This window comes from Paenibacillus sp. GYB003 (assembly GCF_036577625.1).
Lineage (GTDB): Bacteria > Bacillota > Bacilli > Paenibacillales > NBRC-103111 > Paenibacillus_AB.
In genome coordinates this window covers 70,033-92,290 of sequence record NZ_JARBDC010000088.1, presented here as the reverse complement: position 1 = coordinate 92,290, position 22,258 = coordinate 70,033, and the positions used below count along the sequence as shown (strand labels likewise).

The following is a 22,258-nucleotide window of genomic DNA, read 5'->3' as shown; positions in this document are numbered from 1 at the left end:
GAAAGCATAAGCCGAAGCTTCCCGTTTTTCATTGTATCCAGGCGGCCCGGCGTTCACTCGCGGCAAGGCGAAAAACGTTATTCCGAGCCGATGAAGTTCGATTCGGGCATCCCTTTCAAATCGCGCAAAAACTGCTGCATGGCGGAGCTCATATATTTGCCCGCCTTCGTAATGACGCCGATCGGATGCGTCAGCTCCAGCTCGTTTACCTGGATCATTTTGAGCGTGCCGAGCCGGATTTCGTTCGCGATCGAAAGCTTCGAGATGATCGCGGCGCCCAGGTTGAGCTCGACCATCCGCTTCACTTCCTCGCTGCTCGACAGCTCCATGACGACTCTCGGCTCGATTTTAAATTTTTGAAACACTTGATCGGCGAACCGCCGTCCGGCCGTATCCGGCGACAGCATGATGAACGGGATGTCCTTGAGCGCTTCGACCGTCGTATGGCGCTGGCTGCCGAGCGGATGGTCCGGCGATACGACCAGCTCGAACGTATCGTAGTACAAAATCGACGTCTCCAACCCGGGATGCTTTTCGAACAAATAGCCGATTCCGATATCGAGCGAGCCGTTTTCGACGCTCGTCATAATTTGCGACGACGTCATCGAGTGGATCGTCGTTTTGATCATCGGGTATTGGTTTTGAAAATAGGAAAGCACGCGCGGCAATATTTGCATCGCGATCGACGTCGTCGTGCCGAGATGAATATGGCCTTGCGGCGTATGGTTCAAATCGTCCAGCTTCTGCTTCAAATCTTCGACGGTTTGCAGAATGCGTTCCGCGTGCTCGAGAAAGATGACGCCGCTGTCCGTGAGCGTCACCGGCTGATTCCGATCGACCAGCACGGTCCGAAATTCTTCCTCGAGGCTTTTGATTTGCGCCGAGACGGCCGGCTGCGTCAAGTTAAGCAGCTCGCCCGCCTTGCGGAAGCTCATCGTTTTCGATATGGCGATCAGCGTCTCCAACTGATTGATGTTCACGGCATTCTCCTTTCCGATTCATGTCGATGCCGGCGGCGGCGAAAGGCGTCACGCCGGCTGGAAAAACTCGATCCATTCGCCGTCCGGCCCGTAAAAGAACCGGTAGCGCGCTCCGTTCGGGAGCGTCGTGACGTCCGGGTCGATAAAGGTAACGCCCTGCTTCCCGATGCGGTCGAGCTCGGCGTCCAAGTCGTCGACGGTGAAGGCGATATGATGCACTTTCCCTTCCTCCGCCAGCTTTCCGTCATAGCCCTCGATCAGCTCGACCTGAGTTTCCTTCGCGTCCGGGCTGCCCAGAAAAGCAAGCTTGACCGTTCCGTTGCCGTGGTCCAGCGTGCCGATCAGCTCCAAGCCGATCACATCCCGATAAAATGCGATCGATCGTTCCATATTCGTGACCATGATGCCTACGTGTTCGATTTTGCGTACGGCCATCTTTTCTCGTCTCCTTCCGAAATGTCGAGCCCGATATCAGTCTGCAGACTGTTCCGCGTATCGTCTCATCTATTGTACCTTTATCATGTCGGCAGGAAAAGTCCCGGCGCAAACATTTCCTTGCGAATTACTCAAATTTGAATATAATAATTTGTGTATTTCCATTCTCGTTCAAAAAATGAGGGATGAAACCGGATGAACGTACACAAATCGAATATGAAGCTCACCGTCGTCGGGCTGATGCTGGGCCTCTTGCTCGCTTCGCTCGACCAGACGATCGTCTCGACGGCGATGCCGACGATCATGGGCGAGCTGGGCGGCCTCGACAAATTCGTCTGGGTGTATTCCGCCTACTTGATCGCCAGCGTTACGGCGATGCCGATATTCGGCAAGCTGTCCGACATGTACGGACGCAAACTGTTTTACCTGCTCGGCCTGACCGTCTTCATGATCGGCTCCGCCCTGTGCGGCACGGCCGATTCGATGGTGCAGCTCATCGTCTACCGGGCGATTCAGGGCATCGGCGGAGGCGCCCTCATGCCGATTACGTTCACGATCGTGTTCGATATTTTCCCGCCGGAGAAGCGGGGCAAAATGCAGGGCTTGTTCGGCGCTGTCTTCGGCATATCGAGCGTGTTCGGGCCGCTGGCCGGGGCGTATTTCACCGATTATATAAACTGGCGCTGGTGCTTTTACATCAACCTGCCGCTCGGCGTCGTTTCGTTTTTCCTGCTGCTTCGCGCCTATCACGAATCGCTCGCCCACCGCAAGCAGCGGATCGACTGGATCGGTACGATCACGCTGGCGGCCGCCGTTCTCGCCGTCATGTTCGCGCTCGAGCTGGGCGGCAAAGAGTATGGCTGGGGCTCGTGGCAAATCGTCTCGCTGTTCGCCGCCTTCGCCGTTTTTTTCGCGCTGTTTCTGTACGCGGAGACGAAGGTTCCCGATCCGATCGTTCCGCTCGGCCTGTTCCGGAAACGGCTGTTTTCGTCCAGCATGGGGATCAGCTTCCTGTACGGGGCCATCATGATCGCGGGCGCTTCCTATATCCCGCTGTTCATCCAGGGCGTGTTCGGCGGCTCGGCGACCAATTCGGGGACGGTCATGACCCCGATGATGCTCGGCGTCGTCGCTTCCAGCGCCATCGGCGGCCGTTTTATCGGCAAGCTGTCGTACCGCAGCATTATGATCGGCTCGGCCGTCCTCATTTTGACCGCCGTCCTGCTGCTCGGGACGATCGATATCGCGACGCCCCGCTGGGTGATTACGTCGTATATGGTGCTGATGGGTCTCGGGATCGGGGTGGCGTTCCCGATTACGTCGATCTCTTCGCTGCACGGCGTGGAGGCGAACCGGAGAGGCGTCGTCAGCTCGCTGGTCGGCTTTTTCCGGACGATCGGCTCGGCGATCGGCGTGACCGTATTCGGGTCGCTGCAAAACGACGCGCTGCGCGATCGAATGAAGGCGATCGCCGACCCGGCATTCGCGGACCGAATTCCGAACGCGCAAGTGCTGCTGCAGCCCGAAGTGAAGAAAAACATCCCCGGCCCCGTGCTCGACAAGCTGATCGCCGCGCTGGCCGATTCGATCGCTTACGTGTTCCAATGGTCGACCTTGTTCGTCGTCATCGCCGTCGTCCTCATCCTGCTGATGGGCCGGGCGAAAATGGAGGCGGCCAAGCGCGAATCGAAAATGGAACCGGCATCGCCTTCGCACGTATAACTAAGAATATGGACATCCTTTTCGTGGGAGAGGACGCCCGTCAGCCTTAGAAACTTGCCGCAGGTGATGTGAAGTGTCGATGAGACTCGTAATTCTCGGTTTGTTGATGGAGGGCGACAGCCACCCGTACGAATTACGCCATAAAATGATCGAGCGCGAGATGCACCGTTTCATGAAAATGAAAGAAGGCTCGCTTTATTATGCGATCGACCAGCTGAAAAAAGACGCGCTGATCGAGCCGGTCGAGGTGGTGCGCGACGCGAACCGTCCCGAGAAGACGATTTACCGGATCACCGAGGCGGGGAAAGACAACTTCCAGAAGCTGCTGCTCGAGCAGATGGAGGCGGACGCGCCGTATCATCACCCGATGCATACGGCGCTTCCGTTCGTCCATTACGGCGACAAGAGCAAAATCGCGGATGTGCTGCGCCGCAAGCTGGAGCTGGTCGAACGCCGAACCGAGCACATGAAGCAGGTGTACGAGGAGCATATCCCGATCGTTCCGCGCGGCGTGCTGCATCTGATGATCAGCGGATACGAGCACGGAATGACCACGTCCGCCTGGCTGAAAAGACTGATCCGCGACGCGGAGGACGGACGGCTGCCCGAGCGCGGCAGCCCGCTCGAGGAATATCCGCCGGAAGGCGTTCCGGAAACGCCGGAGCCGAACCGGGACGCATCGAAGACGGAATGAACAATATACGGAACGGGACGATTCGACTAGTCGGATCGTTCTTTTTTTTGCCATAATCCGTCTTTTTCAGGACTTTTGTCCTATATCGGGCCGTGCTATAATGGGGGCCAATACATAGAGACGGGAGCTGGAGCCATGACAATCGCAAGCTCGATCCAATACAAGATCATTTGGCCGGTATTGATCGTCATCTGCCTGGTGACGACGGCCGCGGGCGCAATCCATTATCGCGAAACGGCGGCCAGCGTCGAGCGCAAAGGGTTCGCCACGCTCGAAGTCGCCGCGATCGGCATCGAAAACGCGCTTTACGCCCGGAAAACGGCGGAAGAAGTGATGGAGAAGGAAATGGTCGGCCAGGCGGTGCTCGTTTCGTATCTCGTGGACAAAGGGCTGACGTACGAGCAGGCGTCCGGCCTCGCCAAACGTTCCGGCATCGACGAGCTGTGGGTGACGGACGGCAAAGGGGAAACGGTGCTGACGAGCGCGGGCCCCGACGTGAAATTCAATTTCGCGGCCGACCCGAAGCAGCAGGCGTACGAGTTCATGGATTTGATTTCGAAAACGAAGGAGACGGTCGTCCAGCCCGCGCAAAAGCGTACGATCGATCCGAACGTGTACAAGTACGTCGGGGTCGGCGGCTGGTCGTCTCCCCGCATCGTTCAGGTCGGCAGGGACGGCGCGAAGCTGACGGAGCTGGAGAACCGGATAGGGGCCAAGGCGCTGATCGGTGCGCTCAAGGAGCGGGCGGGCGACGAGGTGCTGTTCGCGGGCATCGTCGATGGCGAAGGCGGCTTGGTCGTTTCGAGCGACGATTCGGCGGCGCTGCCGGACGCGGCCGTCGCGGAGCTGGCCAAGACGAGCCTGCAGTCGAAAAGCGTCCTGACGGCGAACGGATCGTATGCGTCCCATCATGCGATGTATTACGTCTCTCCGCTCAGCAACGGGCAAGGTCTCGTGCTGGCGGCATCGATCGACGTGCTGAACCGGATTTTTTGGGAAACCGTCGTCTGCATCGCCCTCGCCATCCTCGTCAGCGCGGCGGTGCTCGTTTTCGTCGTCGGACGCCAATTCCGCCGCCTGGACGGACTGAAGAACGCCATGAACGAGCTGAGCCGGGGCGAGGGCGATTTGACGCGGCGGCTCCCGGCGGGAGCGCGCGACGAGATCGGCGAGCTGTCGGCGGCGATGAACCGGTTTATCGAGAAGATCCGTTCGATCGTGACCGAAGTGAAAGGAACGACGGCGAGCAGCACGCGGGAAGCCGACGATATCGACCGGCTGTCGGCCCGTACGATGGACATATCCCGGGAAATGAACCGTGCGATGGGACAGGTCGCGGCAGCGGCCTCCCGCCAGGCGGAGGAGATGGAGCGCGGAATGAACAGCGCGCACGAGCTGGCCGCGGTCATCGACGCCTACCGGACGCAAACGGCCGCGCTGGAGGAAAGCAATCGCGAGCTGCGGCATAACGGGGAGCGGGGCGGCGAGGCGGTAGGCGACCTGCTCGATTCGATCGGAGCAAACGCAGCCGTCGTCCGCAATGCCGGTCTCAGCCTGGACAAGCTGCGCGGCGAGCTCGAAGCGGTCGGCCAAATGGCCGCGGCGATCACCGCGATTTCCCAGCAAACCGGCTTGCTGGCGCTCAACGCCTCGATCGAGGCCGCCAGAGCCGGCGAGCACGGCAAAGGGTTCGCCGTCGTGGCGTCGGAGGTGCGCAAGCTGGCCGACCAGGCGAACGAATCGGCCGAAACGATCCGCGAGCTGCTTGCTCAAGTGGACCGGTCGACGAACGAGACCGTTGCGGCGATGGAAGAAGTCGTCAGCCGTACGGACAGCCAGGAGAAATTCGCCGGCGCGACGAAAAACACGTTCGGCGCGATGAAGCTGGCGCTGGAGCGGATGGACGGGCTCATCGCGGAGCTGTCGGGCGGCATGGCGCAGATGGAGCGCCAAAAAAACGGCATCGTGGACATGATCGAGGCGATATCCGCGGCGTCCGAGGAGACGGCGGCTAGCTCCGAGGAAGTTTTGGCGGGCGTCGAGTCGCAGCTGCGCCAGATCGAGGAAATGAGCGGAAAAGCCCGGCTGCTGAACCGCCATATGGGCCAGCTGCAGGCCGAGGTGAATTTGTTCAACGTGTAGCCGCCGCGGAACGGCCCGACGAAACGAATCGCAGTCGTAACGGAACGGCGGTACGCCAGTCGCAAGGAAAACGGTCGGAGAGACCGGGACCGGGATTGCGGAATCGCGTTTAATCGCGTTCCGTTATTCGGGCCAAATGGCCGGCTTCGGACGACAAAACGCGGGATTAGCGGAATCCGGTTCCTCTATGGCCGGGGAATCGTTCAACCATTGCGAAATAACGGAAATCGGTTCCGTTCGCCGTCCCCGAATCGGTTCGGCAAACAACAGCAACCTCCGGACGCCCGATCGGGCGGTTCGGAGGTTGTTTCCGTTTACAGGGTATCAGGGCCGGCGAAGCCGACGGTGCCGCGGCGGTCCGAGCCAGTTCCGCGCTTTCGCGTCAGACGGCCAGCTTCAGCCGGACCCAGAAGCGGATTTCGTCGCCTTCGCTCTCCGCCCAAATGTCGCCGCCGTGGTAATCGATAATGCTTTTGGCGATCGCGAGGCCGAGTCCGGAGCCGCCCGTTTCGGACGAGCGGGACGGATCGACGCGGTAAAAGCGGTCGAACAGCCGTTCGACGTCCTGCTTGGACAGCGGCGTCCCGTTGTTGCTGATGCGCACGGTGACGTAGTCCGCCTCGCGGAACATGAGGACGCGGATCGTCCCCGGCTTGCGGCTGTATTTGACCGCGTTCGTGAGCAGGTTGTCGAACACCCGGATCATTTTGTCGGCGTCGACGCTCACCTTCAGCTTCTCGGGCGGAAACGCGCGGACGATGTTCAGCTCGTTATCCTCCGCGTAGCTGACCATCTCTTCGATCAGCTGCTCGAGCAGCTCGTTGATGCAGACGGTGTCCAGCTTCAGCGTGTCGCCCTTGTTGGAAAGCTTCGTATACTCGAACAAATCGTCGATCAAATGCTTCAGCTTTTCCGATTTGCCGTAGGCGATGCTGATATACGAATCGGCCTGCGCCTCGGATTCGTAGTTTTTATCCTTGAGCAGCCGCAAATACCCCATAATGAGCGTCAGCGGCGTGCGCAGGTCGTGGGAAACGTTCGTGATCAGCTCGTTTTTCGTCGCTTCCGCCCGCCGCTCTTCCTCGATCGTCCGCTCCAGCTCGGCCGTCATCCGGTTAATGTTGTCGGCGAGCGTTCCGAGCTCGTCGCGGCTTCGCTGCGGGACCCGGTAATGCAGCCTGCCTTTCGAAATTTCCAGGAGGCCTTGGGCCAGCTCCTCGATATATTTCGTTTTCCGTTTCGTAATCCAAAAAAACAATAGGATGAACGTGACGGAGGCGAGCAGCATCGGCAGCGGGCTTGCGCCTCCCTTCATATAAACGATGTTCGGGGAAGGCATGCCGGATACGACCAGATACGCCTTCCGGTCCTGCAGGTCGATCGGGTAAAAGCTGGCATATTCCTGGTTTTGATACCGCCTGTCGTTAATCCGGGCGTCCATCGCGTTGCGGATAATGCCGTGCAGGTCGACCTGATTTTCGGTCGCGTTCGCCGACTTGTACAGCACTTTGCCGTCAAGGTCGAGCAGCAAAATTTTCAAGCTCGGGTCGTACCCGTTGTACCGCTCGATGACGGCGGCGATTTCGTTTTCGGCGGTCGGCACGGCGACGGCGGCGCCGTTGCGGCTCGGGGCCGTTTTCTCGCGATCATCAGACGTAAGGTCGTTCAAAATCGAACGGGCCCGCATGTCGATCGCGTGAACGCCGGCCGTATAGTCGATCGTCGGATATTGGTTCGCCCCTTCGAACAGCGGGGTCGTCAAGCTTCGGACCAGCACGGAGACGAACAGGCAAAAGACGAACGTCATGATCAGCTGCAGCCGGACGCTCGACTCGAAATGGCGGCGGACGAACGTATAAATGTCTTTGATGAATCCGAGCGCTACGTGAAACCAATGGATGGGGCTCCAAAACGACCTATTTTTCAATTTTGTAGCCGACCCCCCATACGGTCTTGATATACTTCGGCTGCCGGGGAACAGCTTCCAGCTTTTCGCGTATTTTGCGAATGTGGACCATGACCGTGTTGTCCGATTCGTAAAACGTTTCGTTCCAAACCGATTCATATATTTTCTGGATGCTGAACACGAGGCCGCGATTGCGCGCCAGCAGCTCGAGAATGGCGAATTCGCGCGGCGTCAGCCTCACCTCGCGGCCTTCGACGCGAACCTCGTGCGTCGCCGTATTGATGACGAGATCGTCGATCTCGATTTCTTCTTCGAGGCGCGGCGCGGTCACGTTGAGCCGCTTGTAGCGGCGCAGCTGCGATTTCACCCGCGCCACGAGCTCGAGCGGATTGAACGGCTTCGTCATGTAATCGTCGGCGCCGGTGCTGAGCCCCATAATTTTGTCCATGTCCTGGCTTTTCGCGGACAGCATGATGATCGGCATGTTTTTTTCTTCGCGGATGCGCATGCACGCTTCGATGCCGTCCATCTTCGGCATCATGATGTCGAGGATGATCAGGTCCACCTCCGTGTGCCGCAGCACATCGAGCGCTTCGACGCCGCTCGAGGCGCGCAGCAGCCGGTAGCCTTCGTTTTTCAAATAAATTTCCAGCAGGTCGAGAATTTCTTTCTCGTCGTCAACAAGCAGCAAAGTTTCCTGCGCCATGCTACCATCGTCTCCATTCGTTATCGGTCGCCTTTTCAGAATACCATAGCCCCCGGCCGATGCAAAAAGCGGAATGACCCCCATTATAAAGCGTATTTCTTAAGAAAGTCAGGCCGATGTTCTTAAGTAATTCTTAACCCCATACATTACTACGGACAAGGCGAGGAGGATGGAACATGCAGTTCGTTTTGCAGTTCGCCGCCATATGGGTCGGCAGCTCGCTGCTCGCGTTCGGAGTCGACGCCTTTTTAAGCCCGTACCGGCTTATCGACGGCGGTTTTATCGGAGTCGGCCTTTTGCTCCATTATTATTTCGGAGCATTGCCGGGGCTCGCCGTTTTTTGGATCAGCGCGCCCGTGTTTATCGGCGTGTTTTTTTACGATAAAGCGCTGTTTTGGGGCGGAATCAACGGCCTCCTCGTATCGTCGCTGCTGATCGACGCGTTCGCGCCGGCGGCCGGCTGGTTCCGGCTCGGCATCCTGCTGCACGCCGTCATCGGCGGTTGGCTGATCGGCATGGGCGTCGGCATCATGCTGGCGTACCGGACCAATTCCGGGGGTACGGATCTGATCGGGCAAATGCTCGCCGACCGGACCGGGGTGCCGGCCGCCGTCTTCATCCTGGCGTTCGACTTCGCGGTGCTGTCGGCGGGGCTGCCGGTGATCGGCGTCGCCCGCACCGTTTTTTCGCTGCTGACGATAACGGTCGTCTTCGTTGCGACGCTGCGGTACGCCGCGCGAAAGCCGCTAGGGCGAAGTATCCACTTTTATTGGAGAAGATGAAGACAAAGAGGACTTATGGATTATGTCCGAAGCGTCATATTTCGAGGATTTTCGCCGATCGTTCCATTCCCGAGTCCTATTCGATCGACAGCATCCTATATACAGGTTCAGGAAACTCGAGTATAATGAAAAAACAATCAAGTCCTTCGCATGCGGAATCGGCCGCAGGCAGGCGGGAAATAGCGAAATCTTCGGGAATTTTGTCGAAAAGGGGACTCTGGGTAATGAAGGCCGAGTATATCAATCCATTTTTGGAGTCAGCCAGAATCGTATTGGAGCAGTTGATCAACGTTCGTCCGACGACCGGACAGCTCGGAATCAAGGACGTCAAATTCGTCGAAAACTATATTTGGATTCAGATCGGGATGACCGGACAGATGAAGGGCGACATCGTGTTCGGCCTTCACGAGGACGTGGCGCTGAAGCTCGTCTCGGCGATGATGGGCGGCTATTCGGTCACACAGATGGACGAGATGTCGCAGAGCGCGATTTCGGAGCTCGGCAACATGATCAGCGGCAACGCGAGCACGATACTGTTCAACCAGGGCGTCCGCGTCGACATTACGCCGCCGAAGCTGATCCAATCGGCGACCGCCGCCGGCTTCACGCCGTCGAAGGCGCTTACGATTCCGCTCATGATGGATCAAATCGGCGAGCTGGACATTCAAGTGTTGCTTACATAACCGGAATAGGTACATACTAGAAAGAGGGTGCTTCGGGCAGCCTCTTTTTGCGGTTGTAAACGGATGATTCCGTGTTTCGGAGGGGGCGAAAGGAAATGGAAAGCTGGGAAGGGAAAATCGTCGCCATTACCGGCGCGTCGAGCGGCATCGGCGCCAAGACGGCGGAGCTGGTCGCGCAGCGGGGCGCGAAGCCGCTGCTGATGGCGCGGAGCCGCGGCAGGCTGGATGCGATCGCCGGACGGCTCGGCGCCGCCGCGGAAACGTATGAGCTCGACGTATCGTCCGCCGAGTCGGTCGAGACGGCGTTCCGGCTCGCCTACGAGCGGCACGGCCGGGTGGATGTGCTCGTCAACAACGCCGGCTTCGGCATTTTCGAGAAGTTCGAGAACACGCCGTTGGCCGACTTCGAGCGGATGATGGACGTCAATTACATGGGTGTCGTCCGCTGCACGAAAGCGGTGCTGCCGCGCATGCTCGCCGCGGGCTCGGGCCATGTCGTGAACGTCGCGTCGATCGCCGGTAAAATCGCCACCGCCAAATCGACCGGCTATTCGGCGACGAAGCATGCGGTGCTCGGGCTGACGAACAGCCTGCGGCAGGAGCTTGCCGGGACGGGCGTAACGGTGACGACGATCAATCCGGGACCCGTCGACACGCCATTTTTCGAATTGGCCGATCCTTCCGGCAGCTACGTCGCGAACGTGAAACGGCTTATGCTGACGCCGGACAAGGTCGCGTCCGCAATCGTCCGGGCGATCGAACGGAAGCGGGCGGAAATCGATTTGCCGGGCATCGCCGGCTTCGGCGCCAAGCTGTTTTATTTGTTCCCGCGGACGTTCGAGCGGGTGAGCCGGAAGTTTCTCAATTTAAAATAGCAGGCAGGCCGAAGACGGCCAAAACGATGACGGCCCAAACCGGGACGCTGAACAAGACGCCCCAAAGCAGCCCGCGGATCGCGTTTCCGTCGCGGATAGTTTCATCGCCTTCATCGGTCGGCTCGAATCGATCGTATCGATTGCGTTCGTCGACGCGCATACGGACAGCACCCCGTTCCTTACAAGTCATGGAGATACTGTCAGTATGGGCGGATATGGCCGTTTTGAAACATCGATTTCCGATGGAGCTTCTTATTCGGAGGACGGCTTGCCGGGATCGGTTTGCGCCGCCCGGTGTGCTTCGTTCCAGGCTTTAATGTCCTCGAACAGCTTGCGCACCTCCCGCTTCGCTTCGGGATGGCTTTGATTCCAATGGCTGGCGAGGGCGGGCATCGTTTTGTGAATATGGTTGTAAATCGCCCACTTTTTCACTTTCTCTATCGCATCGGGCGACGATTTGCCGATGAGCAGCTCGGCGAACTTCTCGACGAGCGCTTCGAATTCGCGGTCGAATGCAGGGTTCATGTCGGTTGACAACCTTCCCATTCTCAATGATTTACTAACAGTCTACGAAACCGGCCCCGAGTTGTCAAAAACGGGGTAACATATAACGAAAACGATCGCAGGAAGGAAGGTTCCGGCTCATGATGCAAAAAGCCGAAGCGGACGGAACGCTTATCGATCGGGAGCGGCTTCCCGACCCGGCGCCGGGCATTCGGCTGGAACGAATGACGTACTGGAGCCAGGGACTGCGGGTGAAAGGGTATTTTTGCGCGCCCGAATCGGCGGAGCCGCTGCCGGGGCTCGTCTATTGCCGGGGAGGCATTCGAAGCGTCGGCATGGTGCGCGTCGCCCGTCTCGTGACGCTGGCCAGGCGCGGGTACGCGGTGTTCGCACCGTTTTACAGAGGCAACGAGGGCGGCGAAGGCCGCGAAGATTTCGGCGGAGAAGACCGGCACGACTTGTACGGCGGCATACGGCTGCTGCGGCGGCTTCCCGGCGTGACGGAAGGGCCGGTGCCGCTGATCGGCTTTTCCCGCGGCGCGATGATGGCGCTGCTCGCCGCCAAGGAGTGCGAAGGCGTCGGGCCGGTCGTCGTCTGGGGCGGCGTCAGCGACCTGCTGCTGACGTACGAGGAGCGGATCGATTTGCGGCGCATGCTGAAGCGGGTCGTCGGGCATCCGCGCAAGGACGAGAAGCGGTACAAGGAGCGTTCCCCGGTATGCTGGGCCGACCGGATCGGCTCGCCGGTGCTGATCATTCACGGTTCGATCGACGAGCATGTCGGCGTCGAGCATGCGTACCGGCTGGCGAAAGCGCTGGAAGCGGCCGGCAAGCCGTATAAAATGGACATTTATCGCGGACGGGCTCACGTGTTTCCGCGCGAGGAGGACGAATCGGTTCTCGATTCGATTTTCGACTGGATTTCCCGTTAACGGGGACATTGACGATCCGGGAATAAGGGGGCTGCGTCGGTGAACGCCGAGTCGGAGCAATTTATCGAACGTTTTTACACGGCGATGGAGACGGTCCGGCGCAAAATGATGCAGGACTTTTCCGGGAATATGCGGTACGGGCTGACGCCTCCGCAGTTCGTCACGCTGACGCTGATCCGGGAACGCGGACCGAGCAAGGCCGCCGCCTTGGCCGATCTGATGGAAGTGAAGCCGAGCGCGATCGCGGTCATGATCGACCGGCTCGCGAGCCGCGGTTTCGTCGAACGCCGCCGCGACGAGAAGGATCGGCGGTCCGTTCTCATTCATTTGACCGGACTGGGCCTGCAAGCGCTCGGCCAGATGGAAACGATCCGGAAGCGGTCGCTCGCACGGCTGTTCGGTAAAATCGACGCCGACGAAGCGAATCGGCTGCTTCTCCTATTGGAAAAGCTGGCGGAATAAACGTGCCGCCCGGGCAAGAGGCGGCGTCGGCGGCGCCGCACGGCCCGCAGATGCGGGCGGTTACCCGGATTGAAGCGGGGACGCGGACTTGTCTTTTTTGGGCCAGAGGAGATAGCTGAAGCTCCATACGAAATCGACGGCGAGCGCAATCGACCAAACCCGTATGACGCCGAGCAGAGCCGCCGTCCGGTCGCCGTCTCCGACGTACGCGATCATGCCGTACAAAACGAGACAGCCGATCGCCCAAGCGGCCAGATGGTGCAGCCACAGCTTGATTTCGCGGACGGCGTGGGCGCGGCCGTGCTTCGGCAAAGGCGCGGGCGCCGGACCGCCGGCGAACCGGTGCGCGAACCGCTCGTCCGCCCATTTGATCATCCGGTGCCCGTACGCGATCGATACGCCGATATAGACGGCGGCAAGGCCGTGCGCGAAGTTCGCCGCCGCGCCGCCGCGCAGGTCGATGACGGTCGCGACGACGAGCGCGAGGTCGACGAGCGGCGTGCACAGGAGCAGGACGGCGCCGGCCGTTTTTTGCTTCAGCATGTACCGGCAAAACAGACCGGCGAGGACGAACAGCCAAAAGGCGATTTCGCAGCCGATAATGAATGCGGTGATCATCGTCGCACCCCTTTTTTCAGCACGGATGTATTAAAAAGATGCTGCTATTTTAGCACGATTGTATTAGAAAAACAACGGTGCTATAATCGGACTATGCCGAAAATCGTAGATCACGACAGCCGCCGGGTGCAGCTCGCGGAAGCGGCCTGGCGCATTATTCGCAGCAGAGGAATCGACGAGGTGTCCGTCCGCAACGTCGCGGAGGAGGCGGGCATGTCGCTCGGATCGCTGCGCCATTATTTTTCGACCCATTCGGAGCTTCTCGCGTTTTCGATGAGGCTCGTTTCGGAGCGCGTGGAAAACCGGCTGCGCAGCGGGACTTGGGACGGCGACCCGCGCAGCGCGCTGGAGCGGATCGTCGCCGAGCTCGTTCCGCTGGACGAAGACCGGCTCGCCGAATGCGAGGTTTGGTTCGCCTTCGCGGGGAAGGCGATCGCCGATCCGTCTCTCGCAGCGTTGATGCGGGAAGTGGACGGCGCGCTTCATGCGTTTTTCCGCCGAATAACGGACGATTTGATCGCACGGCAGTTGACGAAGCCGGGCATCGATGCGGAGCACGAAGCGTTCCGCCTGCATGCGCTCGTCGACGGGCTCGTCGTCCATGCGGTCGCCTGTCCCGAACGGATGAGCCGCGAGCGGATCGAGCGGACGCTGGCGTACCATTTCGACTCCATCCTGCGTTAGCGTAAGCCGGCTTCGCCTCGGGAAACGGAGTTTCGCCGCCGCCCGAACGGCAAGACCTTCAAGCATCCTTTTCGCCGCGGACGGCCGGACGGATGCTTTTCAGCGTACCCGGAAACCCGTATTCGTGAAAGCGGTACTTATAGACATTATATAGACTTGTCTTTTAATTCGCGTATCGCTTAAGCTAAATGTAAGACATCATCCATTCCGATAAGGCGAAGGGAGCAATTATGAGAACAATTGCGGAATTAGAAGCGAAGCTGGCGGAGCCTTCCGAGGCGCTCGTCAAAGACATTGCGGCAATCGACGGAGACATTATGCTGCTCGGCATCGGCGGCAAAATGGGCCCGAGCTTGGCCAGACTCGCGCAAAACGCGCTGAAGCAAGCGGGCGTCAGCAAAAAAATATACGGCGCGTCGCGCTTTTCCGACAAAGAATTGAAAGCCGAGCTCGAGGCGGACGGCATCGAGACGATCAAAGTCGACCTGCTGAACGACAACGAGCTGCAGTCGCTGCCCGACGTGAAAAACGTCATTTACATGGCCGGCAACAAATTCGGCACGACCGGCAACGAGCATTTTACGTGGGCGATGAATTCGTACTTGCCCGGCCGCGTGGCGGAAAAATATAAAAACTCGCGCATCGTCGTCTTTTCGACGGGCAACGTATACCCGCTCGTCCCCGTATTTTCCGGCGGCGCGACGGAGGATACGCCTCCGGGAGCGAACGGCGAGTACGGCATGTCGTGTCTCGGACGCGAGCGCGTATTCGAAAGCTTCTCGCACCGGTACGGCATCCCGATGGCGATTTACCGGCTCAACTACGCGATCGACCTCCGTTACGGCGTCCTGCTCGAAATCGCCAAGTCGGTCAAAGCCGGTTTGCCGGTCGACGTCTCGATGGGCCACTTCAACGTCGTATGGCAGGGCGACGCCAACGAATGGGCGCTTCGCTGCCTGAACGTGTGCAGCACGCCGCCGGCCGTCTTCAACATGTCCGGCCCGGAAACGCTGTCGATGCGCTGGGTCGCCCGCGAGTTCGCGAAGCGGTTCGGCACGGAAGCGAACATCGTCGGCACGGAAGCCGACACCGCGCTGCTGAGCAACTGCTCGAAGGCGCATAAAACGTTCGGTTACCCGCGCGTCAGCATCATGCAAATGATCGACTGGATCGCCGAATGGGTCGAACAAGGCGGCAAAACGTGGAACAAGCCGACCCACTTCCAGGAAAGAGAGGGGAAATATTAAGCGATGAGCCGCAAACCTTTAAGCACCGAGCAAGTGAAGGCATTGCACGACGGTCTCGTCATCCCCGCCCAGCCGCTTGCGCTGACCGAGGAGCGGAAGCTGGACGAGAGGCATCAGCGGGCGCTGACCCGTTACTATATCGCGGCGGGCGCGGGCGGCGTCGCCGTCGGCGTCCACTCGACGCAGTTCGAAATCCGCGAGCCGCAGCATAACTTGTACGAGCCGGTGCTCCGCCTCGCCGCCGAGGAAGTCGAGCGGGCGAAGCTGGACCGCCCGTTCATCAAGGTCGCCGGCATTTGCGGCCCGACCGGGCAAGCGCTGAAGGAAGCGGATATCGCCGTCGGCCTGGGCTACGATGCCGGTCTCGTCAGCATGGGCGGCCTGAAGGAATGGACCGAGGAGCAGCATTTGGAGCGCATTCGCGCGGTTGCGGAAAAAATTCCGGTCATCGGCTTTTACTTGCAGCCTTCGGTCGGCGGACGCATTTTCAGCTACGGCTTCTGGCGGCAGCTTGCCGAGATCGACGGCGTCGTGGCGATCAAAATCGCGCCTTTCAACCGGTACCAGACGATCGACGTCGTACGCGCGGTCGTATCGTCCTCCCGCAGGGACGAAATCGCGCTGTATACCGGCAACGACGACAACATCGTGAACGATTTGCTGACGACGTACCGGTTTACGGTCGACGGCAGCAAGATCGAGAAAAAAATCGTCGGCGGCCTGCTCGGCCATTGGTGCGTATGGACGAAAAAAGCGGTCGAGCTGCTGGAGGAAGTGAAGCGGGTGCGGAACGACGCGACGTTGTCCGCGGAATGGCTGACGCGCAACATCGAGGTGACGGAAACGAACGCGGCTTTCTTCGACCCGGCGCATAATTTCGCCGGCTGCATTCCGGGCATCCACGAGGTGCTGCGCCGCCAAGGGCTGATGAAAGGCACGTGGTGCCTCAATCCGCACGAGGTGCTGTCGCCGGGCCAATCGGAGGAGATCGACCGGATGTACCGCGAATATCCGCATTTGAACGACGACGACTTCGTTCGCGCCCATTTGGACGAATGGCTCGCCGATTAAATAAACGGACGAACGGCATGTCCGCCCAAGCGATAGGCGGCATGCCGGTCCCGCGGGTGGGATCGGTTCAGGATAGCGGACAGTGAGCGCGCTGTCCGTTTTTGTCCGTTTCGAATACAATAGAAGCAAAAGCGCGACAGAGCGTAAACGAGGGGTTAACGAACATGCGATTCAAAGACGTTTTTTCGATTATCGGTCCGGCCATGGTCGGACCGTCGAGCTCGCACACGGCCGGCGCCGTCCGGATCGGACGGGTCGCGCGTCATATTCTCGGCGATTTGCCGGAGAAGGCGGACATTTTGTTTTACGGATCTTTCGCGGATACGTATCGCGGCCACGGCACGGATTTGGCCGTCGTTGGCGGCTTGCTCGATTTCGATACCGACGATCCGCGCATCCCCTCTTCGCTCGCCATCGCCGAAAGGCTCGAAATGGACATCCGTTTTATCGAAGGGAAAGGACAGTTTCCGCATCCGAATACGGCGAAAATCGTCGCGCGGCGCGGCGACCGGGAAATTTCCGTCGTCGGCGCTTCGATCGGCGGAGGCAATGTCGAAATGCTCGGGATTAACGAATTCGACGTCAAGTTTACCGCCATGTATCCGACGTTGGTCCTGTTCCATAACGACCGACCGGGCATGATCGCCGACGTGACCCGGGTGCTCAGCCGCGAAAACATAAATATCGGACATATGTCGGTCGACCGGAAAGGGCGCAGCGGCGAAGCGCTCACCGTCATCGACACGGACAATTCGCTGACGGAGGACGTCATCCGGGAAATCGCGGCGCTGGCGACGGTACGCGACGTCCGGTTGGTCGATTTGACGGCGGCCCGGGGAGGTAACGCACCATGAGGTTTCGTACGCTGCAGCAGCTGGTCGAGCTGTGCGAGAAGGAGAACAAATCGATCGGCCGTCTCATGCTGGAGGAGCAGGCGAAGGAATCCGGCAAGGACGAGCGCGAGGAATTCGCCAAAATGGCCGCTTATTACGATATTATGAAGGAAGCGGTCCGGAAAGGGTTGACCGAGGACACGACGTCCCGCAGCGGTCTGACCGGCCGCGACGCGCAGCGCGTCGCGCGATATATGGAGACGGGCGAGACGTCGCTCGGGAACGTCGCCGCCGAGGCGATGGCGAACGCGCTGGCCGTGTCGGAAGTGAACGCGTCGATGGGGCGCATTATCGCGACGCCGACGGCCGGCTCGTGCGGCATCATCCCCGGCGTGTTCGTCAGCAGCCAGAAACGGTTCGGCTGGGACGACGAGAAGATGACGTACGGGCTGTTCGCCGCAGGCGCGATCGGCTACGTCATCGCCAACAATTCGTTCGTCTCCGGCGCCGAGGGCGGCTGCCAGGCGGAGGTCGGATCGGCGATCGGCATGGCGGCCGGAGCGATGGTCGAGCTGCGCGGCGGAACGCCGGCGCAGGCGGCGCACGGCGTCGGCCTCGCGCTCAAAAACACGCTCGGCCTCATCTGCGACCCGGTCGGCGGTCTGGTCGAAATTCCGTGCATCGTCCGCAACGGCTTCGGGGCGGTCAACGCGCTGGCGGCCGCGGATATGGCGCTCGCCGGCGTGCGCAGCGTCATTCCGTCGGACGAGGTGATCCAGGTCATGCTCGAGGTCGGCACGAGCATGCCGGAGAAGCACCGGGAGACGGCCAAAGGGGGCCTCGCCCAGACGCCGACGGGGAAAAAAATAATGGACCGGCTGTACCGGAGCGGCTCGCCGAAAAAATCGGCCGCCGCCGCGTCGGACGCCGCGGATGCGTCCGCGGAAGCGGACAAGCGCAATTAAGGCGCGGCGCATGCGCGCAAGCCGGCGCTGCCGAACCGGGCGAATAGCGCGCTTTAGAGCGCTATACGCGAGGCGCGTGCCGGAAAGCGGGGCGTATAGCGTTCTTTTGCACACGATACGACCATTTTAGGGGATAATGGGAAAGGGATGATACGATGTCGCAAGCTACCGCGTTTCAGCCGCTTCTGGATGCGGGCAAAAAGCTGGAGGACGAGCTCGTCCGGTTCCGGCGCGATTTGCACGAAAATCCCGAGCTGAGCATGGAGGAGTCGGAGACGGCGGCGAAGGTCGCCGAACGGCTGCGCGCGCTCGGCTACGAGCCGAAAACCGGCGTCGGCGGCCACGGCGTCGTAGCCGAGCTCGTCGGCGCGAAGCCGGGACGGACGATCGCGCTGCGCGCCGATATGGATGCGCTTCCGATCGCGGAGGAAAGCGGCGAGCCGTTTTCGTCGAAGCGGCCGGGCGTCATGCACGCTTGCGGCCACGACGCGCATACGGCGATGTTGCTCGGCGCCGCCGCGCTGCTGGCGCAGCAGCGGGAGCGGATCGCCGGCAGCGTCCGCTTCCTGTTCCAATCCGCCGAAGAAATCAACCGCGGCGCCCGCCTCATGATCGAGCAGGGCGTTTTGGACGGCGTCGACGAAATATACGGGCTGCACAATTTGCCGACGCTCGCGGCGGGCAAAGTGGCTACGCGGTACGGCTCGCTCATGGGCTCCGTCGACCGCATCGAAATATCGCTGACGGGCAAAGGCGGCCACGGCGCGATTCCGGATCAAAGCATCGACCCCGTCGTCGCGGCGTCGGCGATCGTCATGGGGCTGCAATCCGCGGTCAGCCGGGAAATATCCCCGTTCGATCCGGTCGTCGTGACGATCGGCAGCCTGCAGGCCGGCGATACGTACAACGTGATCCCGCACCGCGCCTCGCTCGTCGGGACGATCCGGACGTTCTCGCCGGCCGTGCAGGCGTCGATGAAGGAGCGGGTCACCCGCCTCGCCGGCAAAATCGCGGAGGCGTACCGCTGCACCGCCTCGGTCGATTACACGGAGATGACCCCCGTGCTCGTCAGCGCCGACGAATGCGTCGCGCACGTCGTGCGCACCGTCGAGCAGGCGATCGGCGCGGACAACCGCGTCGAAGCGGCGCCGACGCTGGCCGGCGAAGACTTTTCGCTCTACTTGCAGCAGGTGCCGGGCTGCTTTTTCTGGCTAGGCTCCGGGCCGCGCGAAGGCGCGGAACGCGCTTACGGGCTCCACCATCCGAAATTCCGCATCGAGGAAACCTGTTTGCCGCTGGGCGCGTCATTGCTCGCGGCCATCGCCTTGAACCGTTTGCAGTAAGGGCGGCTGTCCGGCTTCGCCCGTGCGGCCGGCGGCGGAGCGCGCCTTCCGCCGCGGCCCGCGATAAAACGTCACATCTGGAGGCTGAACCATGGCCGAAACGAACATAGCTCCGATCGCCAAAGGTATCGCCATCGGGATTATCGGTCCCGAGCCGCTTGTCGAGAAAATGAACCATTGCCTGAAAGGCTTTCCGTCGTTCGATCCGATCGCCCGCACGTACAGCCGCGAGGACGAAGCGCCCGAGCTGGCGCGCGAGCTGATGGATCACGTGGAGGTGATCCTGTTTTCCGGACCGGTTCCGTACCGGCTGGCCGTGCAGAAGATGAACTTCAAGACGCCGGTCCATTACGTCCGGCTGTCGGGCACCGGATTGTACCGGGCGCTATACCGGCTCGGGCGGCGCGAAGGAATCGCGGAAATGTCCGTCGATTCGCTGTCCAAGCAATCGCTGGAGCAGGCGTTCCGCGAGCTCGGCGAGCCGTATCGGGGAACGGTCCATTTTCCCGGCTCCGAATTCGTCTCCAAGGAAGCGTTAATCGATTTCCATGCGGAGCAGTACCGGAGCGGCAATGCGAAAGCGGCGTTGACGAGCGTCGGATCGGTAGCCGCTGCGCTGACGGAGCTCGGCATTCCGAACGAATGGGTGCTGCCGACGGACCAAGATATTATCGTCTCGCTGGAGCGGGCGCTGCTGTCGACGGAAACGCGGCGCAGCAACGAATCGCAAATCGTCGTCGGGTTTATTCACGTGGACGAGTTCGACCGTCTGGCCAAAAAGAAGTCGTCCGAGCACGAGGTGCAGCGGCTGAAGCTCGACATCCACCGGATGCTGCTCGGTTATGCGGAATCGCTCGACGGCCATTTGACCCATCTGGGCGGCAACGAATATTTGTTCATTACGACCCGCGGCATATTCGAACGGGAGACCGGCGGATACAAATCGATTCCGCTCGCCCGCGTCGTGGAAAAATATTACGGCTTGTCGCTCAGCATCGGCATCGGCTTCGGCCGTTCGGCGAACGAGGCCGGGACGCACGCGCGGCTGGCGCTGCGCAACTCGAAGGAAAGCGGCGGCGACATCTGCTTTATCGTCCGCGAAGACAAAAGCGTCATCGGTCCGCTCGAAATGACGCAGCCGCACGAGTACGATTTGTCGCTGATCGACGCGAACTTGCTGAAGCGGGCCGAGGAGGCGGGGCTGACGTCCGGCTATTTGAGCAAGCTCGTCGCCCACGTGACCCGCTTCGGCAAAACCGATTATACGGCGCAGGAGCTGGCGAACGTGCTCGACGTCACCGTGCGCAGCACGCACCGCTTTTTGCTCGCCTGGCTCGATTCCGGCCTGATCGAAATTATCGGCGAGGAGAAGGGCAAGTCGAAAGGACGCCCGAAGCAAATATACCGGCTGTCGTTTTTGAGCGAGCTCGTCCGATGACGGGGGCGGAGGCAAGCGCGAAGCAGCGGAATTTCGAAAAAAAAGGCACTTCGAATCGAAAGAAAAGGCAATATTTTCGCCGCCGCTCTTGATATAGTTACTTAAGGGAACGGGCTTCGCGCGAAGCCTTTCAAAACGCGAAACGAAGGAGGTGCGTTCCTTTGTCGAACGCATTGAAAATCGGAATTATCGGATTGGATACGTCTCACGTCACCGCTTTCACCCAGCTGCTGAACGATTCCGCCCATACGTACCACGTGCCGGGCGGCAAAGTCGTCGTCGCGTATCCCGGCGGATCGCCGGATTTCGAGCTGAGCATTTCCCGCGTGCAAGGCTTTACGGATAAGCTGCGCGACGAGTACGGGGTGCAAATCGTCGATTCGGTCGAGCAGGTGGCGCAGCAAAGCGACGCGATTTTGCTCGAATCCGTCGACGGCCGGGTGCATCTGGAGCAATTCGCGAAAATCGCGCCGTACGGCAAGCCGGTGTTCATCGACAAGCCGCTGGCCGTCACGTCCGAGCATGCGAAGCAAATCGCCGAGCTTGCGGCGAAGCACGGCGTCGCGGTCATGAGCACGTCCGCGCTCCGCTTCGCCGAAGGGCTCACCGAAGTGCTCGCCAGCGGCGAGAAGGGCGCGATCATCGGCGCGGACGCTTACGGGCCGATGGCGATTCAGCCGACGCAGCCGGGCTACTTCTGGTACGGCATTCACAGCGTCGAGATGGTGTTCGCGGTATTGGGCAAAGACTGCGTCGACGTTACGGTCACGACGAACGACGATCACGACGTCATCGTCGGCCGATGGGCGGACGGTCGAATCGCGACGGTTCGCGGCAACCGGAAGGGGAACAACTCGTTCGGCGCGGTCGTCCACCGCGAGAAAGGAAGCCAGTTCGTCGACGTTTATTCGCATCCGAAGCCGTATTACGCGAGCTTGCTGGAACGAATCGTGCCGATGTTCAAAGGCGAAGGCGCGGCGATCGACTTCGCGGAAACGATCGCGGTGATCCGCTTTATCGAAGCGGCCAACGAAAGCCGAATCAACGGCAAGACGGTTGCGCTGTAATACAGGCTCCATGGCGAGGACGGGCGAAGCGAAAGCGGCGGCGCCCGTCCTTGTTGCACCGGGGCGACAAGGAGGCTGCGGCCCGATATGCGGCTCAAAGCGGACCCTCATGTCCCTGGATGTGAACAACTGCGCTATTTTTACATAATGAACCTATGTATCTGCAACA

The 22,258-nt window shown here is 60.3% G+C and carries 23 protein-coding genes; 16 read left to right on the top strand and 7 right to left on the bottom strand.

Annotated elements, in window-relative coordinates; translation table 11 throughout:
• Positions 1-77 precede the first annotated feature (77 nt).
• A complete protein-coding gene (locus PV407_RS28045; RefSeq protein WP_332093310.1) occupies positions 78-980 on the bottom strand; it encodes a LysR family transcriptional regulator in 903 nt (300 codons plus the stop codon).
• Between the two features lie 48 nt (positions 981-1,028).
• Entirely contained in the window at positions 1,029-1,415 is a 387-nt protein-coding gene (locus PV407_RS28040; protein WP_332093309.1) for a VOC family protein, read from the bottom strand.
• A 195-nt stretch (positions 1,416-1,610) separates the two neighbouring features.
• Here PV407_RS28040 and PV407_RS28035 point away from each other — a divergent pair, with 195 nt between their 5' ends.
• From PV407_RS28035 to PV407_RS28025, 3 genes are all read left to right on the top strand, one after another.
• Positions 1,611-3,137 (top strand): MDR family MFS transporter, encoded by a 1,527-nt coding sequence (locus tag PV407_RS28035; RefSeq protein WP_332093308.1) that lies wholly within the window; start codon positions 1,611-1,613, stop codon positions 3,135-3,137.
• Between the two features lie 79 nt (positions 3,138-3,216).
• Positions 3,217-3,831 (top strand): PadR family transcriptional regulator, encoded by a 615-nt coding sequence (locus tag PV407_RS28030; RefSeq protein ID WP_332093307.1) that lies wholly within the window; start codon positions 3,217-3,219, stop codon positions 3,829-3,831.
• A 135-nt stretch (positions 3,832-3,966) separates the two neighbouring features.
• Positions 3,967-5,973, top strand: a complete 2,007-nt coding sequence (locus PV407_RS28025) for a methyl-accepting chemotaxis protein (protein WP_332093306.1) — start codon at positions 3,967-3,969, stop codon at positions 5,971-5,973.
• Between the two features lie 382 nt (positions 5,974-6,355).
• Here the strand turns inward: PV407_RS28025 and PV407_RS28020 are convergent, their stop codons facing one another.
• Positions 6,356-7,900, bottom strand: coding sequence for a sensor histidine kinase (locus PV407_RS28020; protein ID WP_332093305.1), 1,545 nt, complete (start codon positions 7,898-7,900; stop codon positions 6,356-6,358).
• Positions 7,890-8,585 (bottom strand): response regulator transcription factor, encoded by a 696-nt coding sequence (locus PV407_RS28015; protein WP_332093304.1) that lies wholly within the window; start codon positions 8,583-8,585, stop codon positions 7,890-7,892. The genes PV407_RS28020 and PV407_RS28015 overlap by 11 nt, the downstream gene beginning before the upstream one ends.
• Positions 8,586-8,761: 176 nt before the next feature.
• Between PV407_RS28015 and PV407_RS28010 the strand changes: the two genes are divergently transcribed.
• From PV407_RS28010 to PV407_RS28000, 3 genes are all read left to right on the top strand, one after another.
• Positions 8,762-9,367, top strand: a complete 606-nt coding sequence (locus PV407_RS28010; protein ID WP_332093303.1) for a YitT family protein — start codon at positions 8,762-8,764, stop codon at positions 9,365-9,367.
• A gap of 224 nt (positions 9,368-9,591) precedes the next feature.
• Positions 9,592-10,050: a chemotaxis protein CheX gene (locus tag PV407_RS28005; RefSeq protein ID WP_332093302.1), complete on the top strand. Its 459-nt coding sequence runs from the start codon at positions 9,592-9,594 to the stop codon at positions 10,048-10,050.
• A 95-nt stretch (positions 10,051-10,145) separates the two neighbouring features.
• Positions 10,146-10,925: an SDR family NAD(P)-dependent oxidoreductase gene (locus PV407_RS28000; RefSeq protein WP_332093301.1), complete on the top strand. Its 780-nt coding sequence runs from the start codon at positions 10,146-10,148 to the stop codon at positions 10,923-10,925.
• Here the strand turns inward: PV407_RS28000 and PV407_RS27995 are convergent.
• On the bottom strand, positions 10,912-11,085 hold the full coding sequence (locus PV407_RS27995; protein ID WP_332093300.1) for a hypothetical protein: 174 nt from the start codon (positions 11,083-11,085) through the stop codon (positions 10,912-10,914). The two genes, PV407_RS28000 and PV407_RS27995, sit on opposite strands and share 14 nt — an antisense overlap.
• A gap of 92 nt (positions 11,086-11,177) precedes the next feature.
• A complete protein-coding gene (locus PV407_RS27990; RefSeq protein WP_332093299.1) occupies positions 11,178-11,450 on the bottom strand; it encodes a YusU family protein in 273 nt (90 codons plus the stop codon).
• Positions 11,451-11,572: 122 nt separating this feature from the next.
• Here PV407_RS27990 and PV407_RS27985 point away from each other — a divergent pair, with 122 nt between their 5' ends.
• Together PV407_RS27985 and PV407_RS27980 are read left to right on the top strand one after the other, a co-directional pair.
• Complete coding sequence (locus tag PV407_RS27985) at positions 11,573-12,361, top strand: alpha/beta hydrolase family protein (RefSeq protein ID WP_332093443.1); 789 nt, start codon at positions 11,573-11,575, stop codon at positions 12,359-12,361.
• A gap of 39 nt (positions 12,362-12,400) precedes the next feature.
• Positions 12,401-12,823 (top strand): MarR family transcriptional regulator, encoded by a 423-nt coding sequence (locus tag PV407_RS27980; protein WP_332093298.1) that lies wholly within the window; start codon positions 12,401-12,403, stop codon positions 12,821-12,823.
• A gap of 60 nt (positions 12,824-12,883) precedes the next feature.
• Here PV407_RS27980 and PV407_RS27975 read toward each other — a convergent pair whose 3' ends face one another.
• A complete protein-coding gene (locus PV407_RS27975) occupies positions 12,884-13,441 on the bottom strand; it encodes a hypothetical protein (protein WP_332093297.1) in 558 nt (185 codons plus the stop codon).
• Between the two features lie 93 nt (positions 13,442-13,534).
• Here PV407_RS27975 and PV407_RS27970 point away from each other — a divergent pair, with 93 nt between their 5' ends.
• From PV407_RS27970 to PV407_RS27935, 8 genes are all read left to right on the top strand, one after another.
• On the top strand, positions 13,535-14,125 hold the full coding sequence (locus PV407_RS27970; RefSeq protein ID WP_332093296.1) for a TetR/AcrR family transcriptional regulator: 591 nt from the start codon (positions 13,535-13,537) through the stop codon (positions 14,123-14,125).
• A 230-nt stretch (positions 14,126-14,355) separates the two neighbouring features.
• Positions 14,356-15,372 carry an NAD-dependent epimerase/dehydratase family protein gene (locus tag PV407_RS27965; RefSeq protein ID WP_332093295.1) on the top strand — a complete coding sequence of 339 codons (1,017 nt, stop codon included), beginning with the start codon at positions 14,356-14,358 and terminating at the stop codon, positions 15,370-15,372.
• Positions 15,373-15,375: 3 nt separating this feature from the next.
• Positions 15,376-16,443: a dihydrodipicolinate synthase family protein gene (locus tag PV407_RS27960; RefSeq protein ID WP_332093294.1), complete on the top strand. Its 1,068-nt coding sequence runs from the start codon at positions 15,376-15,378 to the stop codon at positions 16,441-16,443.
• Between the two features lie 164 nt (positions 16,444-16,607).
• A complete protein-coding gene (gene sdaAB, locus PV407_RS27955; RefSeq protein WP_332093293.1) occupies positions 16,608-17,297 on the top strand; it encodes an L-serine ammonia-lyase, iron-sulfur-dependent subunit beta in 690 nt (229 codons plus the stop codon).
• The gene (sdaAA, locus tag PV407_RS27950; protein WP_332093292.1) at positions 17,294-18,241 is read left to right on the top strand and encodes an L-serine ammonia-lyase, iron-sulfur-dependent, subunit alpha; all 948 of its coding nucleotides are present in this window, start codon (positions 17,294-17,296) and stop codon (positions 18,239-18,241) included. The genes sdaAB and sdaAA overlap by 4 nt, the downstream gene beginning before the upstream one ends.
• Before the next feature lie 155 nt (positions 18,242-18,396).
• Positions 18,397-19,584, top strand: coding sequence for a M20 metallopeptidase family protein (locus PV407_RS27945; protein ID WP_332093291.1), 1,188 nt, complete (start codon positions 18,397-18,399; stop codon positions 19,582-19,584).
• 91 nt (positions 19,585-19,675) lie between these two features.
• Complete coding sequence (locus tag PV407_RS27940) at positions 19,676-21,022, top strand: hypothetical protein (RefSeq protein ID WP_332093290.1); 1,347 nt, start codon at positions 19,676-19,678, stop codon at positions 21,020-21,022.
• Positions 21,023-21,183: 161 nt separating this feature from the next.
• The gene (locus PV407_RS27935) at positions 21,184-22,089 is read left to right on the top strand and encodes a Gfo/Idh/MocA family protein (protein WP_332093289.1); all 906 of its coding nucleotides are present in this window, start codon (positions 21,184-21,186) and stop codon (positions 22,087-22,089) included.
• The last annotated feature ends 169 nt before the right edge of the window (positions 22,090-22,258 follow it).

Coding starts and splice junctions, on each gene's coding strand:
- PV407_RS28040 (WP_332093309.1), bottom strand. CDS start 1,415: ATGGCCGTACGCAAAATCGAACACGTAGGCATCATGGTCACGAATATG.
- PV407_RS28035 (WP_332093308.1), top strand. CDS start 1,611: ATGAACGTACACAAATCGAATATGAAGCTCACCGTCGTCGGGCTGATG.
- PV407_RS28030 (WP_332093307.1), top strand. CDS start 3,217: ATGAGACTCGTAATTCTCGGTTTGTTGATGGAGGGCGACAGCCACCCG.
- PV407_RS28025 (WP_332093306.1), top strand. CDS start 3,967: ATGACAATCGCAAGCTCGATCCAATACAAGATCATTTGGCCGGTATTG.
- PV407_RS28015 (WP_332093304.1), bottom strand. CDS start 8,585: ATGGCGCAGGAAACTTTGCTGCTTGTTGACGACGAGAAAGAAATTCTC.
- PV407_RS28010 (WP_332093303.1), top strand. CDS start 8,762: ATGCAGTTCGTTTTGCAGTTCGCCGCCATATGGGTCGGCAGCTCGCTG.
- PV407_RS28005 (WP_332093302.1), top strand. CDS start 9,592: ATGAAGGCCGAGTATATCAATCCATTTTTGGAGTCAGCCAGAATCGTA.
- PV407_RS28000 (WP_332093301.1), top strand. CDS start 10,146: ATGGAAAGCTGGGAAGGGAAAATCGTCGCCATTACCGGCGCGTCGAGC.
- PV407_RS27995 (WP_332093300.1), bottom strand. CDS start 11,085: ATGCGCGTCGACGAACGCAATCGATACGATCGATTCGAGCCGACCGAT.
- PV407_RS27990 (WP_332093299.1), bottom strand. CDS start 11,450: ATGAACCCTGCATTCGACCGCGAATTCGAAGCGCTCGTCGAGAAGTTC.
- PV407_RS27985 (WP_332093443.1), top strand. CDS start 11,573: ATGCAAAAAGCCGAAGCGGACGGAACGCTTATCGATCGGGAGCGGCTT.
- PV407_RS27975 (WP_332093297.1), bottom strand. CDS start 13,441: ATGATCACCGCATTCATTATCGGCTGCGAAATCGCCTTTTGGCTGTTC.
- PV407_RS27970 (WP_332093296.1), top strand. CDS start 13,535: ATGCCGAAAATCGTAGATCACGACAGCCGCCGGGTGCAGCTCGCGGAA.
- PV407_RS27965 (WP_332093295.1), top strand. CDS start 14,356: ATGAGAACAATTGCGGAATTAGAAGCGAAGCTGGCGGAGCCTTCCGAG.
- PV407_RS27960 (WP_332093294.1), top strand. CDS start 15,376: ATGAGCCGCAAACCTTTAAGCACCGAGCAAGTGAAGGCATTGCACGAC.
- sdaAB (WP_332093293.1), top strand. CDS start 16,608: ATGCGATTCAAAGACGTTTTTTCGATTATCGGTCCGGCCATGGTCGGA.
- sdaAA (WP_332093292.1), top strand. CDS start 17,294: ATGAGGTTTCGTACGCTGCAGCAGCTGGTCGAGCTGTGCGAGAAGGAG.
- PV407_RS27945 (WP_332093291.1), top strand. CDS start 18,397: ATGTCGCAAGCTACCGCGTTTCAGCCGCTTCTGGATGCGGGCAAAAAG.
- PV407_RS27940 (WP_332093290.1), top strand. CDS start 19,676: ATGGCCGAAACGAACATAGCTCCGATCGCCAAAGGTATCGCCATCGGG.